The following is a 15011-nucleotide window of genomic DNA, read 5'->3' as shown; positions in this document are numbered from 1 at the left end:
GGAGCAGTTCCACGCGCTGCTTGATCCGCTCGCGGACAAGCTCAAGGCCGGCGTCGGCGCCAGCCGCGCCGCGGTCGACGCGGGCTACGCCCCCAACGATTATCAGGTCGGCCAGACCGGCAAGATCGTCGCCCCCGAAGTCTATATCGCGATCGGCATTTCCGGCGCGATCCAGCACCTCGCCGGGATGAAGGATTCGAAGGTCATCGTCGCGATCAACAAGGACGAGGACGCCCCGATCTTCCAGGTCGCCGACGTCGGCCTGGTCGGCGACCTGTTCAAGATCGTCCCCGAGCTGACCGAGAAGCTCTAGGCGATGGCCGCGGACTTGGCCGGGGCGTTCGAAGCGATCCGGCCTCTGTTCGCGCGCCACGCCGCCAAGGGCGTCGTCCTCCACGACGAGCCCCGCCGCTACACTCTCGGCACCCACGAGGTGCGCGCGAAGGACGGCTATCGGACCTGGCTCGGCGGCGTCGAGATTAGGAAGAATTACGTCTCGGCCCACCTGATCCCGGTCTACGCGTATCCCGATCTGCTCGATGGCATCGATCCCGCGCTGCGCAAACGCATGCAGGGCAAGTCCTGCTTCAACTTCAAGGATGCGGATCCGGCGCTGCTCGCCGAACTGGAAGCGCTGATCGAAGCCGGCGTCGCCCGCTTCCAGCAGGACGGTCGGCTGAGCGCCTAGAAGCCTTCGAGAAAGCCCGCGATATTGGCGCCGAGCGCGTCCACGGCGTAACCGCCTTCCATCACGATGACGCTCGGCAGGCCGAGGCCGGCGATGCGCTCGCCGAGCACTCGATAGTCCGATGTTTCAAGTTTGAAATGGGAGATCGGATCGCCCGCATAGGTGTCGGCGCCGTAGCTGACCACGAGCAGCTCCGGCGCGAAGGCGGCGATGCGCTCCAGCGCGGTGTTGAGAGCCGGGAGATAGGCGGCGAGATCGGCGCCGCGTGGCAGCGGGAGGTTCAGCGTCGCGCCTTTGCCCGCCCCCTCGCCGGTCTCGTCGGCATGGCCCCAGAAATAGGGATAGTCCATCACCGGATCGGCGTGGATCGAGACGAACAGTACGTCGCCGCGCGCGTAGAAGATGTCCTGTGTGCCGTTGCCGTGATGATAGTCGATATCGAGGATCGCGACCCGCCTGCCCGCCGCGACCGCGGCCTCTGCGGCGATCGCGGCGTTGTTGAGGTAGCAATAACCGCCGAGATAGTCGGCCCCCGCGTGATGGCCGGGCGGGCGGCAGAGCGCGAAGGCCACCTTGTCGCCGCCGAGCACCGCGCCGAGCGCGGTCAGCGCCGTCTGCGCGCTCCAATAGGCGCCCTCCCAGGTTCCCTCGGCGATCGGGCTGGAGGCGTCGAAGCTGTGCTGGCCCAGCCGCGCGTCGATCCGCTCCAGGTCCAGCGGCCGCCGCCGCACCACCGGCCAGGCATAGGCGCCGGCGTCGCCCTCGCGCCCCGCCGCGCGCCAATCCTTGTGCGCCGACCAGAGCAAGGCGAGATAAGCTTCCGAATGGATGGCGCGGAGCGGCGCCTCGCCATGGTCGAAAGCCGCTTCGGTCGCGCCGATCCCGGCGAGCACCGCCTCCGCCCGCTCCGGGCTCTCCGCGAAGGGCACGAAGCCGCCATTGTGCAGCTCCAGCGCGGGCGCGTGGGCGAGCTGCCGCTTATCCCAGAAGCAGCGCATGTCAGGGAATGACGAGATCGCCGGGCAGGGTCGGCCCTGAGAGGATCTCCCGCATTGTCTCCCAATGCCGGTTGGGCATCGACTCGACGTAGCTGCGCACCCAATCCTCGCCGAGCCCGTAATTGATCACATAGGAACGATAGCGGCGGGTGAAGGCGATCGACTGGCGGGCGCGGCTCTCGGTCATCAGCTGGTAGCGGCGGGCGAGCGCCACCGCCTCGTCCTCGCTAATCCGCCCCTCCAGCAGGTCGCGGGCGATCGTGAAGCGCGCGCCGGACAATTCCTCCAGCGCCTCCTGCAGCGCGAGATATTCGGCCGCGCCCTCGGTTGAAAGGCCGGCGAGCGGATAGAGCGTCTCCGTCTCGAAGCGCAGCCTTTCCTCGCCCGGAAAGGCCAGCTCGATCCCGTAATTGGCCGAGCCCTCGGCGATGAAGCTCTGCGGCGAGTAAAGCGGGTAGACCATATATTCGATCCAGCCGCGCCCCCGCGCCAGCTCGCGCTCGAGCAGGGCGTTATAGGCGTGGTGGCCCGGATAGCCTTCGTGGCAGCCGAGATCGACCGCGCGGCCGAGCCGCACCGGCTGGTCGGTGTTGATCTGGATGAGGCTGCGATAATTGCCCTGGTACCAATTATAGCCCGACCAGGGCTGGTTGGTGACGAACTCGAGCGTGAACGCCTCGCCCTCGGGCATCGGAATGTGCGCCACGGTCCGCCGCCGGCATTCGGCGATGGCGGCGCGCATCACCGCGTCGAGCCGGTCGGCGGGAATGGTGAAGCGGGCCGTGAACGCCTCGATCCGCTCGGGCAGCGGACCTTCGCCCGGCACCAGCGCCTCGACCCGCGCGAGCAGGGGATCGTAGTCGGAGAGCGGGCGCAGCTCCGGGGTGACGCCGTAAAGGCCCTGCGCCTCCTCGGCGAAGCTCAGCCGCTCGCCCCGCACCGTACGAAGCCGCGTCGCGGCGGCGGTTAGCTGGGCATTGAGGAAGGCGATGCGGCGCGCCTCCATCGAGCCTTCCGGGACGGTGACCGCGGCGAGCCGGCCCTGAAGCGCCGAGACCGCCTCGGCGAGCGCCGGCAGCTCGCGGGGATTTGCGCGCGCCGCCTCGCGCCATTCGGCGGGGCCGTAATAGGCATCGACATAGCCCTCGTCGCGCGCATCGATCTCGAGCTGGAGGCGGACATAGTCGCGCGCGATGGCGTCGAGAGGGTCAGGGGAGGGTGCGGGTGCCTGCGCGGCGAGCAACAGCGCCGAAAGCAATATCGTCAGCCACTTCATCGCCGTCACCTCCTCGCGCCTGCTTCGTCTCTAGCCCTGCGGCGCTCAAAATCGAGCGCTAATGCACGAGCGACGACGACGGCGCGAGGGGCGCGCGCGGCTCAGTCTTCGTCAGTCGGAAGTCCGCCCGCGGCCTCCCATTCCTCCGCGGTCTTGCAGATCCGGCGCTGGAGGCGCGAGCCGGTGAGCCGGGTGACGAGACAGATTTCGCGATTCGGGTCCGGCGCGGTGGCGCGCGGCGCCGGCCGCTGGGCGGGCCGGTTGGCCTTGGCGGTGTCGGCGGCGGCGTAGCGGCCGGCGCTGGCCGGCGCGGCAAGGCCCGCCAGCAAGGCGCCGGCGAGGGTTGCGGCGGCGAGATTGCGCATGGTGGTAAAGGTCATCTCTTCATGCTCCTGAGCCCGATGTCGGCCGGGCGGGGGCTCCCGGCTCGTCCGCTGTATTAGCGGGCTAGGACGGCCAAGGCGCTGATCGGCTTTGCGAATTGGCTGATCGGCGTTGCGTTTAAGCTGATCGCGCTTGCGCGCCGTGTATCGCCCCAGACGTCAGCGGCCGCGCGTGGCGGCCTTCTTGGCGCGCAAGGTGGGATCGGCAGTGGCGGGATCGTCGGGCCAGGGATGCCTAGGATAGCGGCCGCGCATCTCGCGCGCGACCTCGGCCCAGCTGCCGCGCCAGAAGCCGGGCAGATCGCGCGTCGTCTGGATCGGCCGCCCGGCCGGCGAGGTGAGCGCGAGCACGAGGGGCACGCCGCCCGCCTGCGGATGGCGGTCGAGCCCGAACACAGCCTGGACGCGCACCGTGACGGTCGGCCCCGCCTCGGCCGCATAGTCGATCGCGTGACGGCTGCCCGCCGGCGTCTCGAAATGGCTCGGCGCAAGCCGGTCGATCGCCCGCCGCTCCGCCCAGCCGAGCGGCAGCTCCATCGCGACATCGGCGAGCCGCCGCCTGGCGTGGAGCAAGGGCGGCAGCCAGTCGTCGAGCGTCGCCATCAGCGCCTCGTCCGATAGATCGGGAATGGAAGGTTCGATGCGCCGGGCGAAGGCCGCGCGCTCGCGCAATGCCCGCGTCTCCTCGCGCCACGGAAGCAGGCCGAGGCCATGTGTGCGCACGCCTTGGAGCAGCGCCGCCTCGATCTCGGCGGGATCGGCCTTGCTGTCCTGCCCCCCAGAGAGCCGGATCGCGCCGAGCCGCCGGGCGCGCTCGGCTCGCACGCTTCCGGTCGCGGGATCGAAAATCACCTCGCTGCCTTCGCCAATTCGTTCCGCGAACAGGCTCTCCACCGTCCCTTGGTCGATCGCGGCTGCGGAAAGGATGCGTGCGCCCGCCGCCGCGCCCCCGACCTCAGCGACGGCGAGCCAGGCCTCGCGCGCGAGAGGCGCCGTGGGATCGAGCCGGAAGCCCCGTCCGCCGACGCTGATCCAGTCCGCGCCCGATGAGTCCCGGCGCTTCGCCACGCGATCCGGAAAAGCGAGCGCGACACAAGCGCCGACGTCCCCGGTGCCGCCGTCGCCCACGAGCCCGCGCCAGCGCCGGGCGAGCCCGCGCGCGGCTTCGGCGCGACGGCCCTTGTCGCCGCGCCAGCGTCTGAGCCGAAGCTCCATATCCGCCTCGTTGCCGCCCAGCCCCCGTTCGGAAAGCAGCACCGCGACCTCGGCCGCCGTTCCGGCGCAACCGCGCGCCGCCGCCTCGATCAGCATATGGGCAAGGCGCGGCGGCAGCGGCAGCTGGGCGATCGCGCGGCCATGCGCGGTCGGACGCCCGCTCTCGTCGAGCGCCCCCAGCGCGCGCAACCGCTTGCCCGCTTCCTCGATCGCCGCTGCCGAGGGCGGATCGAGCCAGTTGAGAGCGCGCGGGTCGGCAACGCCCCAGATCGCGCAATCGAGCAGCAGTGCGGAGAGGTCCGCCTCCAGTATTTCCGGCGGGTCGAAGCGCGGCAGGCTCTGCGTCGCCGCTTCCGCCCACAGCCGGTAGACGCTGCCCGGCCCCTGCCGTCCTGCCCGCCCGGCACGCTGCGTCACCGCCGCCTGGCTGGCGCGCTCGGTGACGAGCCGGGTCAGCCCCACGGCACGGTCGTAGCGGCGGCGCCGGGCGAGGCCCGAGTCGACGACGATGCGCACGCCGTCCAGGGTCAGGCTGGTCTCGGCGATCGAGGTGGCGAGCACGACCTTGCGCCGGCCGGGCGGCGCCGCGGCGATCGCGGCGCGCTGCGCGGCCGGATCGAGACCCCCATGCAGGAGGTGGAGGTCGGAATCGGCGGGCAGGCTCAGCCGTTCGGCAGTGCGCTCGATCTCGGCGACGCCGGGGAGAAAAGCCAACAGGCCACCCTCGCGCTCGGCCAGCGCGCGCCGGATCGCGGCGGCCATCTCGCCCTCGATGCGCTTCTCCGTGGCGCGCCCGAGGTGGATCAGCTCGATGTCGTGACTCCGCCCCGCGCTCTCGATCACCGACGCATCGCCCATCAGCGCCGAGAAGCGCGCGCCGTCGAGCGTCGCCGACATCGCGATCAGCCGCAGGTCCGGGCGCAGCGCAGCCTGCGCGTCGAGCGCGAGGGCGAGTCCGAAATCGCTGTCGAGGCTGCGCTCGTGCACCTCGTCGAACAGCACCGCCGATACGCCCGCCAGCTCGGGATCGGCCTGGATGCGCCTCAGGAAAATGCCTTCGGTCAGCACGACGATCCGCGTCGCCGCCGAGCGCTTGCTGTCGAGCCGCGTCGCATAGCCGATCATCCGTCCCACCGGCTCGCCCGCCAGCTCCGCCATCCGCTCCGCCGCGGCGCGCGCGGCGAGGCGGCGCGGCGACAGGAGCAGGATTTCGCCCGTGCACCAGGGCTGGTCGAGCAGTGTCGGCGCCACCGCCGTCGTCTTCCCCGCCCCCGGCGGCGCGACCAGCACCGCGTTTCGTCCCTTGGCAAGCGCCTGCAGAAGCTGAGGCAGCACCTGCTCGATGGGCAGGCTCAGAAGTCCACCCATTCGGTCCCACCGGGCCAGATCAGGTCTTCGGCAAGGTCGCCGACCCAGATGAGCAGGAAGATGCCGAGCGCCAGCCCCGCGAGGTCGAGCAGCAGCACCGCCGCATAAACCAGATAAGGGTGGAACGGTCCGACCGTGTCGAGCCCGCTTTTCAGCGGCGGCCGGGGCGGAACGCGCTTCATCAGTAAGCGCGCTGGATCGCGAACTCGACCGCCTCGACCAGAGCGGCCTTCGCCCGCCCGGCGGGGAAGGCTCCCAACGCGTCGATCGCGCGGCGGCCGAAGAGGCGGGCGCGCTCGAGCGTGTCGGCGAGCGCGCCGGTCTCGCGCAGCAGAATCGTCGCGCGGCCCAGATCGGCCGGTTCGGCGCCGCCACCCGCGATGGCGTCGCGCCAGAAGGCGCGGTCGGCCTCGCCGCCGCGGGCGTAAGCGAGGATGACGGGCAGGGTCGCCTTGCCGTCGCGGAAATCGTCGCCGACGCCCTTGCCCATCGTCGCGGCGTCCGAGGAATAGTCGATCGCGTCGTCGACCAGCTGGAAGGCAACGCCGAGATTGCGGCCATAAGCGTCGAGGGCCTCCTCGACGCTCTCGTCGCGCTCGGCGACCACCGCGGCGATCCGGCAGGCGGCGGCGAACAGGGCCGCGGTCTTGGCCGAGATGATCTCGAGATAATGGTCCTCGCTGGTTTCGATCCGGCGCTGGGCGCTCAATTGGCTGACCTCGCCCTCGGCGATCACGCTCGACGCGCGCGAGAGGATGCGCAGCACCTTCAGGCTGCCGTCCTCGACCATCAGCTCGAAGGCGCGACTGAACAAGAAGTCGCCGACCAGCACGCTCGCCGGATTGCCCCAGATGATGTTGGCGGTGCGCCGCCCGCGCCGGAGGCCCGAGCTGTCGACGACATCGTCGTGGAGCAGCGTCGCGGTGTGGATGAACTCGACCGCGGCGGCCAGCTTGTGGTGCCTCGCGCCCTGATAGTCGAGCAAAGCGGCGCAGGCGAGCGTCAGCATCGGCCGCATCCGCTTGCCCCCGCCGGCGATGAGATGACCGGCGAGCTCGGGGATCAGCGCGACCTCGCTCTGCATCCGCTCGAGGATCACCGCGTTGACATGATTGAGGTCCGCCGCGGCGAGCTGGATCATCGGCTCGAGCGAGGCGGCGCGGGCGGAGCCGATCGGGTGGACGGTGGCGGTCATGCTGGCGCGCGGTCTGCGCTGGGAGGCGCCCAAAGGCAAGACCCGGGCCGCCGCTCCTACCCCGGCAGGTTCAAGGCCGTGACCTCGCCGATCGGAAGCTTCAGCCGCGCCAGCAGGCCGCCCAGATCCTCGCTTTCCTCGAGGTGGATCGAGCCGCCGTAAATCTGCGCGACATCGCGGACGATGGCGAGGCCGAGGCCCGTGCCCGGCTTGCCGGTGTCGAGCCGGGCGCCGCGATCGAAGATCGAGAGGCGCTCCGCCTCCGGGATCCCCGCGCCGTCGTCCTCCACCTCGATTTCGACGCATTCCGGCGTGGTCTTCACGGTCACGAAGACGCGGCCATGGCCGTATTTCGCGGCATTCTCGATCAGGTTGCCGAGCATCTCGTCCAGATCCTGCCGCTCGACCTTCACCGTCGCCTGCTTATGCCCGGCAATGTCGATGGTGACATTCTCGTAGAGGCGGCTGACCGCGCGCTCGACCGATTCAAGGCTGGGCCAGACCGGGCTGCGCGCGAGACTACTCGAGCGGCGGCCGATGGCGCGGGCGCGGGCGAGATGGTGGTCGACCTGGCGGCGCATCGTGCGCGCCTCGCGGATCACCGTATCGGCGAGGTCGGGGCTCTGCGCGGTCGCGGCGTTGTTGACCACGGTGAGCGGCGTTTTCAGCGCATGGGCGAGATTGCCGGCGTGGCGCCGCGCCTCCTCGGCCTGCGTCTCATTGTGCGCGAGCAGGTCGTTCAATTCCTCGGTCAGCGGCTCGATCTCGCGCGGCAGCTTTTCGTCGATTCGGGATTTCTGGCCGGTCCGGATGGCGGCGATCGCGCGGCGCACGCGGCGCAGCGGCCAGAGGCCGTAAATCGCCTGCAGCGCGGCGAGCACGAGCAGGCCGAGCGCAAGGATGCCGAAGGAGCGCACCAGCGTCCGGCGAAGCACGCCGATCTGCTCGTCGAGGATGTCGCGATTCTGCGCCACCTGAAAGCGCCAGCGCACCGGCGAGCCGGGCAGCCGCGCGTCGCGCTCGATCACGCGCAGACGCTCCATCGGGAATTCGTCGCTGTCGTAATAATGGGCATCGCTGTCGTTATGCGCCTCGCGCACCTCGAGCCGCCGGTCCCAGAGCGAGCGCGACGGGAAGGGATCGAAGTCCTCGCCGCTGACCTGGTAGTAGAGGCCCGAATAAGGCTCGAGAAAGCGCTGGTCGGCGGGGGCGCGGGTGAACAATACCTCGCCTTCCGGGCCGATCTCGGCGGTGCCGATCATCGCGGTCAGCACATAATCGAGCTGGGCGTCGAAATTGCTCGTGATGGCGTTGGTGAGAACTCGGTCGAGCGTGTAGCCGCCGAGGCCGAGGAGCAGGCCGATCCACAGCGCCGCGATGCCGATCATGCGCCGGGTGAGCGAGCCCGAACGCTGCCGGGTCGCGCTTCTCACCCAGAAGCGGCGCAATCCGAGGCTGGGAAGCTTCATCCGGTCCTCACGGCGCCAGCTAGGACCATATCCGCCTTAGCTCGCGATGAACCGGCTCAGCTGCCCGGCTCTTCGAGGCTGTAGCCGAGGCCGCGGATGGTGGTGATCACGTCGGGGCCGAGCTTCTTGCGGATGCGGGTGACGAAGACCTCGATCGTGTTCGAATCGCGGTCGAAATCCTGGTCGTAGATATGCTCGATCAGCTCGGTGCGGCTGACCACCTTGCCCTTGTGGTGCATCAGGTAGGAGAGAAGCTTGTACTCCTGCGCGGTCAGCTTGACCGGCTCGCCGTTGAGCGTGACCTTGCCCGAGCGGGTGTCGAGACGGACATCGCCGGCGGTGAGCTCGGAGCTGGCGTTGCCCGAGGCGCGGCGGATCAGCGCGCGCAGGCGGGCGATCAGCTCCTCGGTCTGGAAGGGCTTGGCGAGGTAGTCGTCGGCGCCGGCGTCGAGCCCGGCGACCTTGTCCGACCAGCTGTCGCGCGCGGTGAGGACGAGAACGGGGACCTTGATCCCTTCCTTGCGCCAGCGGTCGAGCACGGTCAGCCCGTCCACCTCGGGCAGGCCGAGATCGAGGATGATCGCGTCATAGGTTTCGGTGGAGCCGAGATAATGGCCATCCTCGCCGTCGGTGGCGAGATCGATCGCGTAGCCCGCGCCTTCCAGCGTCGCGCGCAGCTGCCGGCCCAGATTGGGCTCGTCCTCGACAATCAGGACCCGCATCGTCTTTCCCTTCGCCTCACGGTCGTCCGTCGCCAATCGGCGCGGCCGCCAATATGTTCCGTTGGCAAGGGAATAGCAGCGCCGTTACGCGAGCGCCACGGTTACGCTAATGCCGTCCGACGACCCGCCCGGTGCGCGCGTCGACGTCGATCCAGATCACTTCGGTGCCGCGCATGAACTTGAGCCGGTAGATGCGGCCGTCGAACTCGACCCCGATCAGCTGGCCGCCGGGCACGCTGATGCGCGCGCGAATCTGCTGCAGCGGGAGAATCTCCCCCTGAGAGGTGGCGCGATAGGCCTCGTCCTGCTCGCCGCCGCGCGTGGCGCCGATGCGACGCTGGGCGTCGGCGGGCGTCAGGGCGACGAGGCCCGCGACAAGAAACAGAATCAAAAAACGCATGAACTTTTCAAAACCCGATATTTCGTGAAGGATCGCAAGGGGTCATAGCAGATGGCATTGAATAGGCCATGAATGCCGCTGTAGGCTTGGCTTAACGGTTTTTCCCGAGGGGGAGCGCGGATGCGGGCATTGCGGACACTGGCCTGGGCGGCCGCGCTGGCCGCCGCGCTGGCGATCCAGCCGGCGAGCCGGGCGCAGGAGAACGGCGCACGGATGGAACGCGTCGCCGATCGCCAGCCCGGCGAGGGCGAGGGTCCCTATCGCCGCCTCGTCATTCGCGGCGCGACGCTGGTCGACGGCACCGGCGCGCCGCCGCGCGGCCCCGTCGACATCGTTGTCGCCGGCAACCGCATCGAAAGCATCCGCGCCGCCGGCACGCCCGGCCTGCCGATCGCGAGCGATCGCGCGCCGCGCGACGCCGACCGCGAGATCGACGCGACGGGCATGTTCGTCCTGCCCGGCTTCGTCGACACGCACGGCCATAATGGCGATCCGGACAAGGCGCCCAACGCGACCTACGGCTATCGGCTGTGGCTGGCGCACGGGGTCACCACCGTGCGCGGCGTCGGCCTCTACGGAGGCAGCGACAATATGTCGCTGTCGGACCGCCAGCGCAGCCGCGACAACACGATCGTCGCGCCGCGGCTCTACGCCTATGTCGTTCTCGGCGACACCTGGACGGTCGGCGCGGTCAACACGCCCGAACGGGCCCGCGCCTTCGTCCGCTGGGCGGCCGAGCAGGGCTATGACGGGATCAAGTTCTTCAACGATCCCCCCGCGATCACCCAAGCGGCGATCGAGGAGGCGCGCGCGCGCGGCCTCGGCACGGTCGCCCATCTCGGCCAGGGCGGCGTCGCCGAGACCAACGGCGCCCGCGCCGCGGAGATGGGCCTGCACGGCATCACCCATTTCTACGGCCATTTCGAATCCGTGCTCGCCGGCCGGCGGCTGCCCAATTATCCAAACGATTACAATATGTTCGACGAGCAATGGCGGTTCAGCCAGGTCGCCCGCCTCGCCGACCAGATCGTCGAGCCCGGCAGCCCGGAATGGCGGGCTTATCTCGAAAATCTGCTCGAGCGCCGGGTCTTCATGTCGCCGACCTTCAACATCTATTCGGCCGGCCGCGACGTGATGCGGGCGCGCAACGCCGACTGGCACGAGCGCTACACCCTGCCCTCGCTGCAGCGCTTCTTCCAGCCGAGCCGCACCCATCACGGCTCCTATTTCTGGGACTGGACGACCGCCGACGAGATCGCCTGGCGACGCTTCTACGCGCCGTGGATGCGGCTGGTGAACGAATATAAGAATATGGGCGGGCGGGTCACGGTCGGCTCCGACCCCGGCTATATCTACCAGACCTGGGGCTTCTCCTATATCCAGGAGCTGGAGATGCTGCAGGAAGCGGGCTTCTCGCCGCTCGAGGTGATCCAGGCGGCGACGATCAACGGCGCGCGCGAGATTTTCGAGCCCACGGGGCAGGAGCCGCCCTTCGGCATCGTCCGCGCAGGGATGCTCGCCGATCTCGTCATCGTGCCCGGCAACCCGCTGGAGAATCTGAAGCTGCTCTACGGCACCGGCCATATGCGGCTGAATCCCGAGACCCAGCGGGTCGAGCGGGTCGGCGGAGTCAGATGGACGATCAAGGACGGCATCGTCTACGACGCCCCCGCCTTGCTCGCGAGCGTCGCGCGGATGGTCGAAGAGGCCCGGGCGCGGGAGGGCGCGCGTCCATAAGCGGCGGGCGCGGCCCGTCGCCGCCCGATAAGTTGACATATTTGACAGCCGCCATGCGCGCCGCCGACCCCCGCCCAACGCGGCCGGAATCGGGCGCGGAAGGTTCGGAAAGTTCAAAGGTTCGGGTCTCTTGGAGCGAGGACCATTCCGCGCGGGAAGGGGCCGGGGCGGCGGGGCGGAAGGTGACAAAGTTCCGGCATCCATGGGGGAAAATAGTCCTCTGCTCCGAGTCATCGCTTTTCGAGGAGCCGGCAGGCGCGGCCGAGCAGCCGGAGCAAAGCGCGGTCGTCGAAGCGCCGGTCCCAGGCGGCGATGCGGCCGCGATAGCGGATCGGATAGGGCACGCCTTCGATCGCGCGGGCCCACTCGCCCGGGCCGCGCGCCTCGGCGGAGCGGCGGCGGGCGGCGGCGATCGCCGAGTCCCAGGCGGCGGCGAAGCCCTCGCCGCCCGGCCGGGAGCGCAGGGCATAAGCGGATTTGCGGCTCATCCCGACCCGCTCCGCTGCGCGGCCGGGGCGAAGCCCGTTGGCGAGCCAACGGATGAATTCGCGCTGCCGCTCGGGCGTCCAGCCGTCGCGGCGGTGGTGGAGGGAAACCGGATCGAAGTCCGGGGCGAATGGCGCAGTTTCGCCGGCGCCGGGGCGGGGCTCGCGAATCATCCCGCTATTAGAACATAACAGGTACGCTGTAGGAAATGGCGTTATTATACTTTCCTTACCCACCTAGGAGAGAATGTATGAGACTCAGGATTCTAGCGGCCCTGGCCAAGCGGTTTGGCGTTCGCTTCAGGGTCGATGGAGTGGCCTATGGCGCCCTCGCCCGCGCCCCTCGGGGCTTTATGCGTGTCGCGCCCACTCTCGAAGAATAGCTTGGTCTGGTATCAGCAGTTTATGAAAGGTCATCTGGTTGCAATCGAAGAGCATAGCCGCCTCCGCCTCGGTGGGGTTTAGTTCGCCAGCGTCCATCTGAAATAGCCTTCGATGGTGTTGGTGTGGATTTCGCCACGGCCATATTCGCCCGCGCTGTGGCGGACGCGCTTCTCCGGTTGACCGCAAGTCGCGAATGGGAGAATTTCGCCTGCGTCAAAGTGGAGACGAAATATGGCTTCCGTTCGCTCCGAGACGACTTTGCCGTTCGACGCCCAGCGCGACCAGGAGCTCAAGACGGCGGCCACCGCGCTTCAGGATTTCGTGACGAAGATCAGTCCGACCGTTCAGGGCCTTGATCGCAAGGCCTTCGTCACCATTCGGTCGGCCAATCCCCGCCACATCCCGGACGTCCGGATCCGGATCAAGGATATCCAGGCGCTCTGGTCGAGGATCGCCTTCATCGTCACCGACCGGCAATATCCGCCCGGCTATGGCGGCTCGTTCGACTACGGCTCGACGACCTCGCACATCCGCTACGACACGGTGAACGGGTGGAACGCCCATCCGGGCGGCCTCGGCCTGATCGCGCTCCACGAGCTGCTGCATTCGACCAAGGAGGGCGCCAAGGTCTGGAAGAAGCAGTGGAAGGATTATCGCGCGGACTGCCGCAAGCGCGGCGCCAGGGACGATGAGGGGAAGCATTATTGGACCTCGCCCTTTTTCTCCGAGGTCGAGGAATTCTGCTATCACGGCTCGCGCGAGCTGAACGGCTTGCTCGGCCTGCCGCCCTATAGCGGCCCCGCCTTCGCGCACGGCTACGAATATGGCAATCTGGACGAATGAGCGGCTGAGCACGGGGTGACGTCCGCGAAAAGCGCCCCTATCTGGCCGCCATGGCCGCGCCCGTCCTTGCTTATGAGAATTTCGGCCACTCCGAAACCCAGCGCGTCGAGCGCGGCGGCGGCGTCAGATGGACGATCAAGGATGGCATCGTCTACGACGTCCCCGCTCTGCTCGCCAACGTCGCGCGGATGGCCGAGGAGGCGCGGGCGCGGGAGCCGGCGCCCTAGCCCGCCTGCCGCGCCGGCAGCAGCTTAGGATTGCGCAGCAGCGCTGCCGCGATCAGGGCGATGACGATGCAGACCGGGCCGATCTCCAGGAAGTGGAAGGGAATCCGGACGAAGGGATTCTTGTAGGTCTCGCCGAAGGCGCGGATTTCGGCCATTTCCGCCTGGATCGCAGCCTGGCTCGCGCCGCTCGCGACCAGTTCCTGTTGCCTGACCTCGCTGAACCAGGCGACGAAATCAAAGCCGGTCACGGCCATGTAGATTTCGAACGCGGCCGCATAGATGATCGCCGCGACCAGGCCGATTCCGAGCGCCACCGCCAGCGCTCGCCCGAATTTTATCACGCCGCCCATCTCGATGTCGCGATAGCGCTTCACCCCGACGAAGATCATCGTCAGGGCGAGCAGCATGACGGTATAGCCGAACAGCGGCGAGGTGCTGTGGCCGACCAGGCCGGTGCCGTAGGCGGCCAGCGACATGCCCACGATGATGAGGCCGGCAAGGCCGCCGTAAACGAGCGGGTAGCGGATCGTGCTGCTCATGATGTTCCTCCCTTTTGCCGCCTCGCATCTAACAAGGCAGCCGATCCCGGCCTATCGCCCGAAAGGGTGATTGGGCGCCGATCCCCCGTCCGGCCTACGGAATAAGCGCCAGGAAACGCGCCTTCTCGATCGCCTGGACGCGCTTCTGGACCTCGAGCTTCTCGTAGACGCGCGCGACATGGGTCTTCACCGTGTTGGGCGAGATTCCGAACCTGCGCGCCAGCTCCTTGTTCGATTCGCCCGAGGCCAGCGCCGCGATGATCTCCAGCTCGCGCGGGGAAATGCCGAGCGAGCGGACGGCCGCGTCGTTGCGCACGAATTGGGCGCCGCGCGGCGCGGGCGTCAGCTTCACGCCCGCCCAGACGCCGAGCGCGACGAAGCCGATGGCGAGCAACAGGACATAGATTTCGGTCGAGAAGCCGCGCACCAGATAGCGATATTCGAGCCATTCCAGCGCGGCCGCGGCCAGGGCCAGCAGCAGAGCATAGAGAAGAATGGTTCGCCACATCGTCGCAGAATGGCAAGAATGGGTGGGCCGGGGCAAGCCTCGCCGGTTGAGCCGCCGCCGCTTCTTCCCTAAGCGCCGCCGCCATGGCCGCGCCCGTCCTTGCTTACGAAAATCTCGGCCTGATCCAGGGCTCGGGCTGGCTGTTCCGCGGTCTCGATCTCTATGTCGGGGCGCGGGACCGGCTGGCGCTGATCGGGCGCAATGGGGCGGGCAAGACGACGCTGCTGAAGTGTCTCGCCGATCTGATCGAGACCGACGAGGGGCGACGGACGATCCAGCCGGGGACCAAGGTGGTGCTGCTGGAGCAGGACCCGGCGATCGCCGACTTCCCGACCCTGCGCGATTTCGCCCTAGCCGGCGGCGCGCCCGCGCATGCGGTGGAGGCGGTGGCCGACCAGCTCGGGCTCGACCTTTCCCGCGAAGCGAAGACCGCCTCGGGCGGCGAGCGCCGCCGGGCGGCGCTCGCGCGGGCGCTGGCGCTCGAGCCGGACGTGCTGCTGCTCGACGAGCCGCCCACCCATCTCGATCTCGCCGGGATCGAGTGGCTCGAGGACTGGCTCGGCCGCTATACCGG

Annotated in this window: 18 protein-coding genes; 6 read left to right on the top strand and 12 right to left on the bottom strand. The window is 68.8% G+C overall.

Annotated features, from left to right (window positions below):
- Together ACT4N8_RS16275 and ACT4N8_RS16270 are read left to right on the top strand one after the other, a co-directional pair.
- On the top strand, positions 1 to 313 hold a 313-nt coding region (locus ACT4N8_RS16275), incomplete at its 5' end, for an electron transfer flavoprotein subunit alpha/FixB family protein (RefSeq protein WP_444859158.1).
- 3 nt (positions 314 to 316) lie between these two features.
- Complete coding sequence (locus ACT4N8_RS16270; RefSeq protein ID WP_444859157.1) at positions 317 to 688, top strand: hypothetical protein; 372 nt, start codon at positions 317 to 319, stop codon at positions 686 to 688.
- On the opposite strand, the gene ACT4N8_RS16265 is transcribed toward ACT4N8_RS16270, so the two are convergent.
- From ACT4N8_RS16265 to ACT4N8_RS16225, 9 genes are all read right to left on the bottom strand, one after another.
- The gene (locus ACT4N8_RS16265; protein ID WP_444859156.1) at positions 685 to 1686 is read right to left on the bottom strand and encodes a histone deacetylase family protein; all 1002 of its coding nucleotides are present in this window, start codon (positions 1684 to 1686) and stop codon (positions 685 to 687) included. The genes ACT4N8_RS16270 and ACT4N8_RS16265 overlap by 4 nt on opposite strands.
- 1 nt (position 1687) lies before the next feature.
- Positions 1688 to 2962 carry a hypothetical protein gene (locus ACT4N8_RS16260; protein WP_444859155.1) on the bottom strand — a complete coding sequence of 425 codons (1275 nt, stop codon included), beginning with the start codon at positions 2960 to 2962 and terminating at the stop codon, positions 1688 to 1690.
- Between the two features lie 101 nt (positions 2963 to 3063).
- Entirely contained in the window at positions 3064 to 3342 is a 279-nt protein-coding gene (locus tag ACT4N8_RS16255) for a hypothetical protein (RefSeq protein WP_444859154.1), read from the bottom strand.
- Between the two features lie 162 nt (positions 3343 to 3504).
- Positions 3505 to 5928: an ATP-dependent helicase HrpB gene (hrpB, locus tag ACT4N8_RS16250; protein ID WP_444859153.1), complete on the bottom strand. Its 2424-nt coding sequence runs from the start codon at positions 5926 to 5928 to the stop codon at positions 3505 to 3507.
- Positions 5913 to 6110, bottom strand: coding sequence for a hypothetical protein (locus ACT4N8_RS16245; protein ID WP_444859152.1), 198 nt, complete (start codon positions 6108 to 6110; stop codon positions 5913 to 5915). The genes hrpB and ACT4N8_RS16245 overlap by 16 nt, the downstream gene beginning before the upstream one ends.
- Positions 6110 to 7123: a polyprenyl synthetase family protein gene (locus ACT4N8_RS16240; protein ID WP_444859151.1), complete on the bottom strand. Its 1014-nt coding sequence runs from the start codon at positions 7121 to 7123 to the stop codon at positions 6110 to 6112. Before ACT4N8_RS16240 ends, ACT4N8_RS16245 begins: the two co-directional genes overlap by 1 nt.
- A gap of 56 nt (positions 7124 to 7179) precedes the next feature.
- A complete protein-coding gene (locus ACT4N8_RS16235) occupies positions 7180 to 8592 on the bottom strand; it encodes a sensor histidine kinase (RefSeq protein WP_444859150.1) in 1413 nt (470 codons plus the stop codon).
- Between the two features lie 56 nt (positions 8593 to 8648).
- Positions 8649 to 9314 (bottom strand): response regulator transcription factor, encoded by a 666-nt coding sequence (locus ACT4N8_RS16230; protein WP_444859149.1) that lies wholly within the window; start codon positions 9312 to 9314, stop codon positions 8649 to 8651.
- A gap of 106 nt (positions 9315 to 9420) precedes the next feature.
- Positions 9421 to 9714: a PepSY domain-containing protein gene (locus ACT4N8_RS16225; RefSeq protein WP_444859148.1), complete on the bottom strand. Its 294-nt coding sequence runs from the start codon at positions 9712 to 9714 to the stop codon at positions 9421 to 9423.
- 120 nt (positions 9715 to 9834) lie between these two features.
- On the opposite strand from ACT4N8_RS16225, the gene ACT4N8_RS16220 reads away from it, so the two are divergent.
- On the top strand, positions 9835 to 11451 hold the full coding sequence (locus ACT4N8_RS16220) for an amidohydrolase family protein (RefSeq protein ID WP_444859147.1): 1617 nt from the start codon (positions 9835 to 9837) through the stop codon (positions 11449 to 11451).
- A 230-nt stretch (positions 11452 to 11681) separates the two neighbouring features.
- Here the strand turns inward: ACT4N8_RS16220 and ACT4N8_RS16215 are convergent, their stop codons facing one another.
- Positions 11682 to 12110, bottom strand: coding sequence for a hypothetical protein (locus ACT4N8_RS16215; protein ID WP_444859146.1), 429 nt, complete (start codon positions 12108 to 12110; stop codon positions 11682 to 11684).
- A 441-nt stretch (positions 12111 to 12551) separates the two neighbouring features.
- Here ACT4N8_RS16215 and ACT4N8_RS16210 point away from each other — a divergent pair, with 441 nt between their 5' ends.
- Positions 12552 to 13163, top strand: a complete 612-nt coding sequence (locus ACT4N8_RS16210; protein WP_444859145.1) for a hypothetical protein — start codon at positions 12552 to 12554, stop codon at positions 13161 to 13163.
- A gap of 50 nt (positions 13164 to 13213) precedes the next feature.
- A complete protein-coding gene (locus ACT4N8_RS16205) occupies positions 13214 to 13390 on the top strand; it encodes a hypothetical protein (RefSeq protein WP_444859144.1) in 177 nt (58 codons plus the stop codon).
- Here the strand turns inward: ACT4N8_RS16205 and ACT4N8_RS16200 are convergent.
- Together ACT4N8_RS16200 and ACT4N8_RS16195 are read right to left on the bottom strand one after the other, a co-directional pair.
- Complete coding sequence (locus tag ACT4N8_RS16200) at positions 13387 to 13929, bottom strand: DUF4199 domain-containing protein (protein WP_444859143.1); 543 nt, start codon at positions 13927 to 13929, stop codon at positions 13387 to 13389. The two genes, ACT4N8_RS16205 and ACT4N8_RS16200, sit on opposite strands and share 4 nt — an antisense overlap.
- Before the next feature lie 94 nt (positions 13930 to 14023).
- On the bottom strand, positions 14024 to 14437 hold the full coding sequence (locus ACT4N8_RS16195) for a response regulator transcription factor (protein WP_444859142.1): 414 nt from the start codon (positions 14435 to 14437) through the stop codon (positions 14024 to 14026).
- Positions 14438 to 14520: 83 nt separating this feature from the next.
- On the opposite strand from ACT4N8_RS16195, the gene ACT4N8_RS16190 reads away from it, so the two are divergent.
- The coding region (locus ACT4N8_RS16190; RefSeq protein ID WP_444859141.1) for an ATP-binding cassette domain-containing protein at positions 14521 to 15011 on the top strand (491 nt) is incomplete at its 3' end.

Source organism: Sphingosinicella sp. (genome assembly GCF_052387495.1).
Taxonomy (GTDB): domain Bacteria; phylum Pseudomonadota; class Alphaproteobacteria; order Sphingomonadales; family Sphingomonadaceae; genus Allosphingosinicella.
This window is presented reverse-complemented; position numbering and strand designations above follow the sequence as displayed.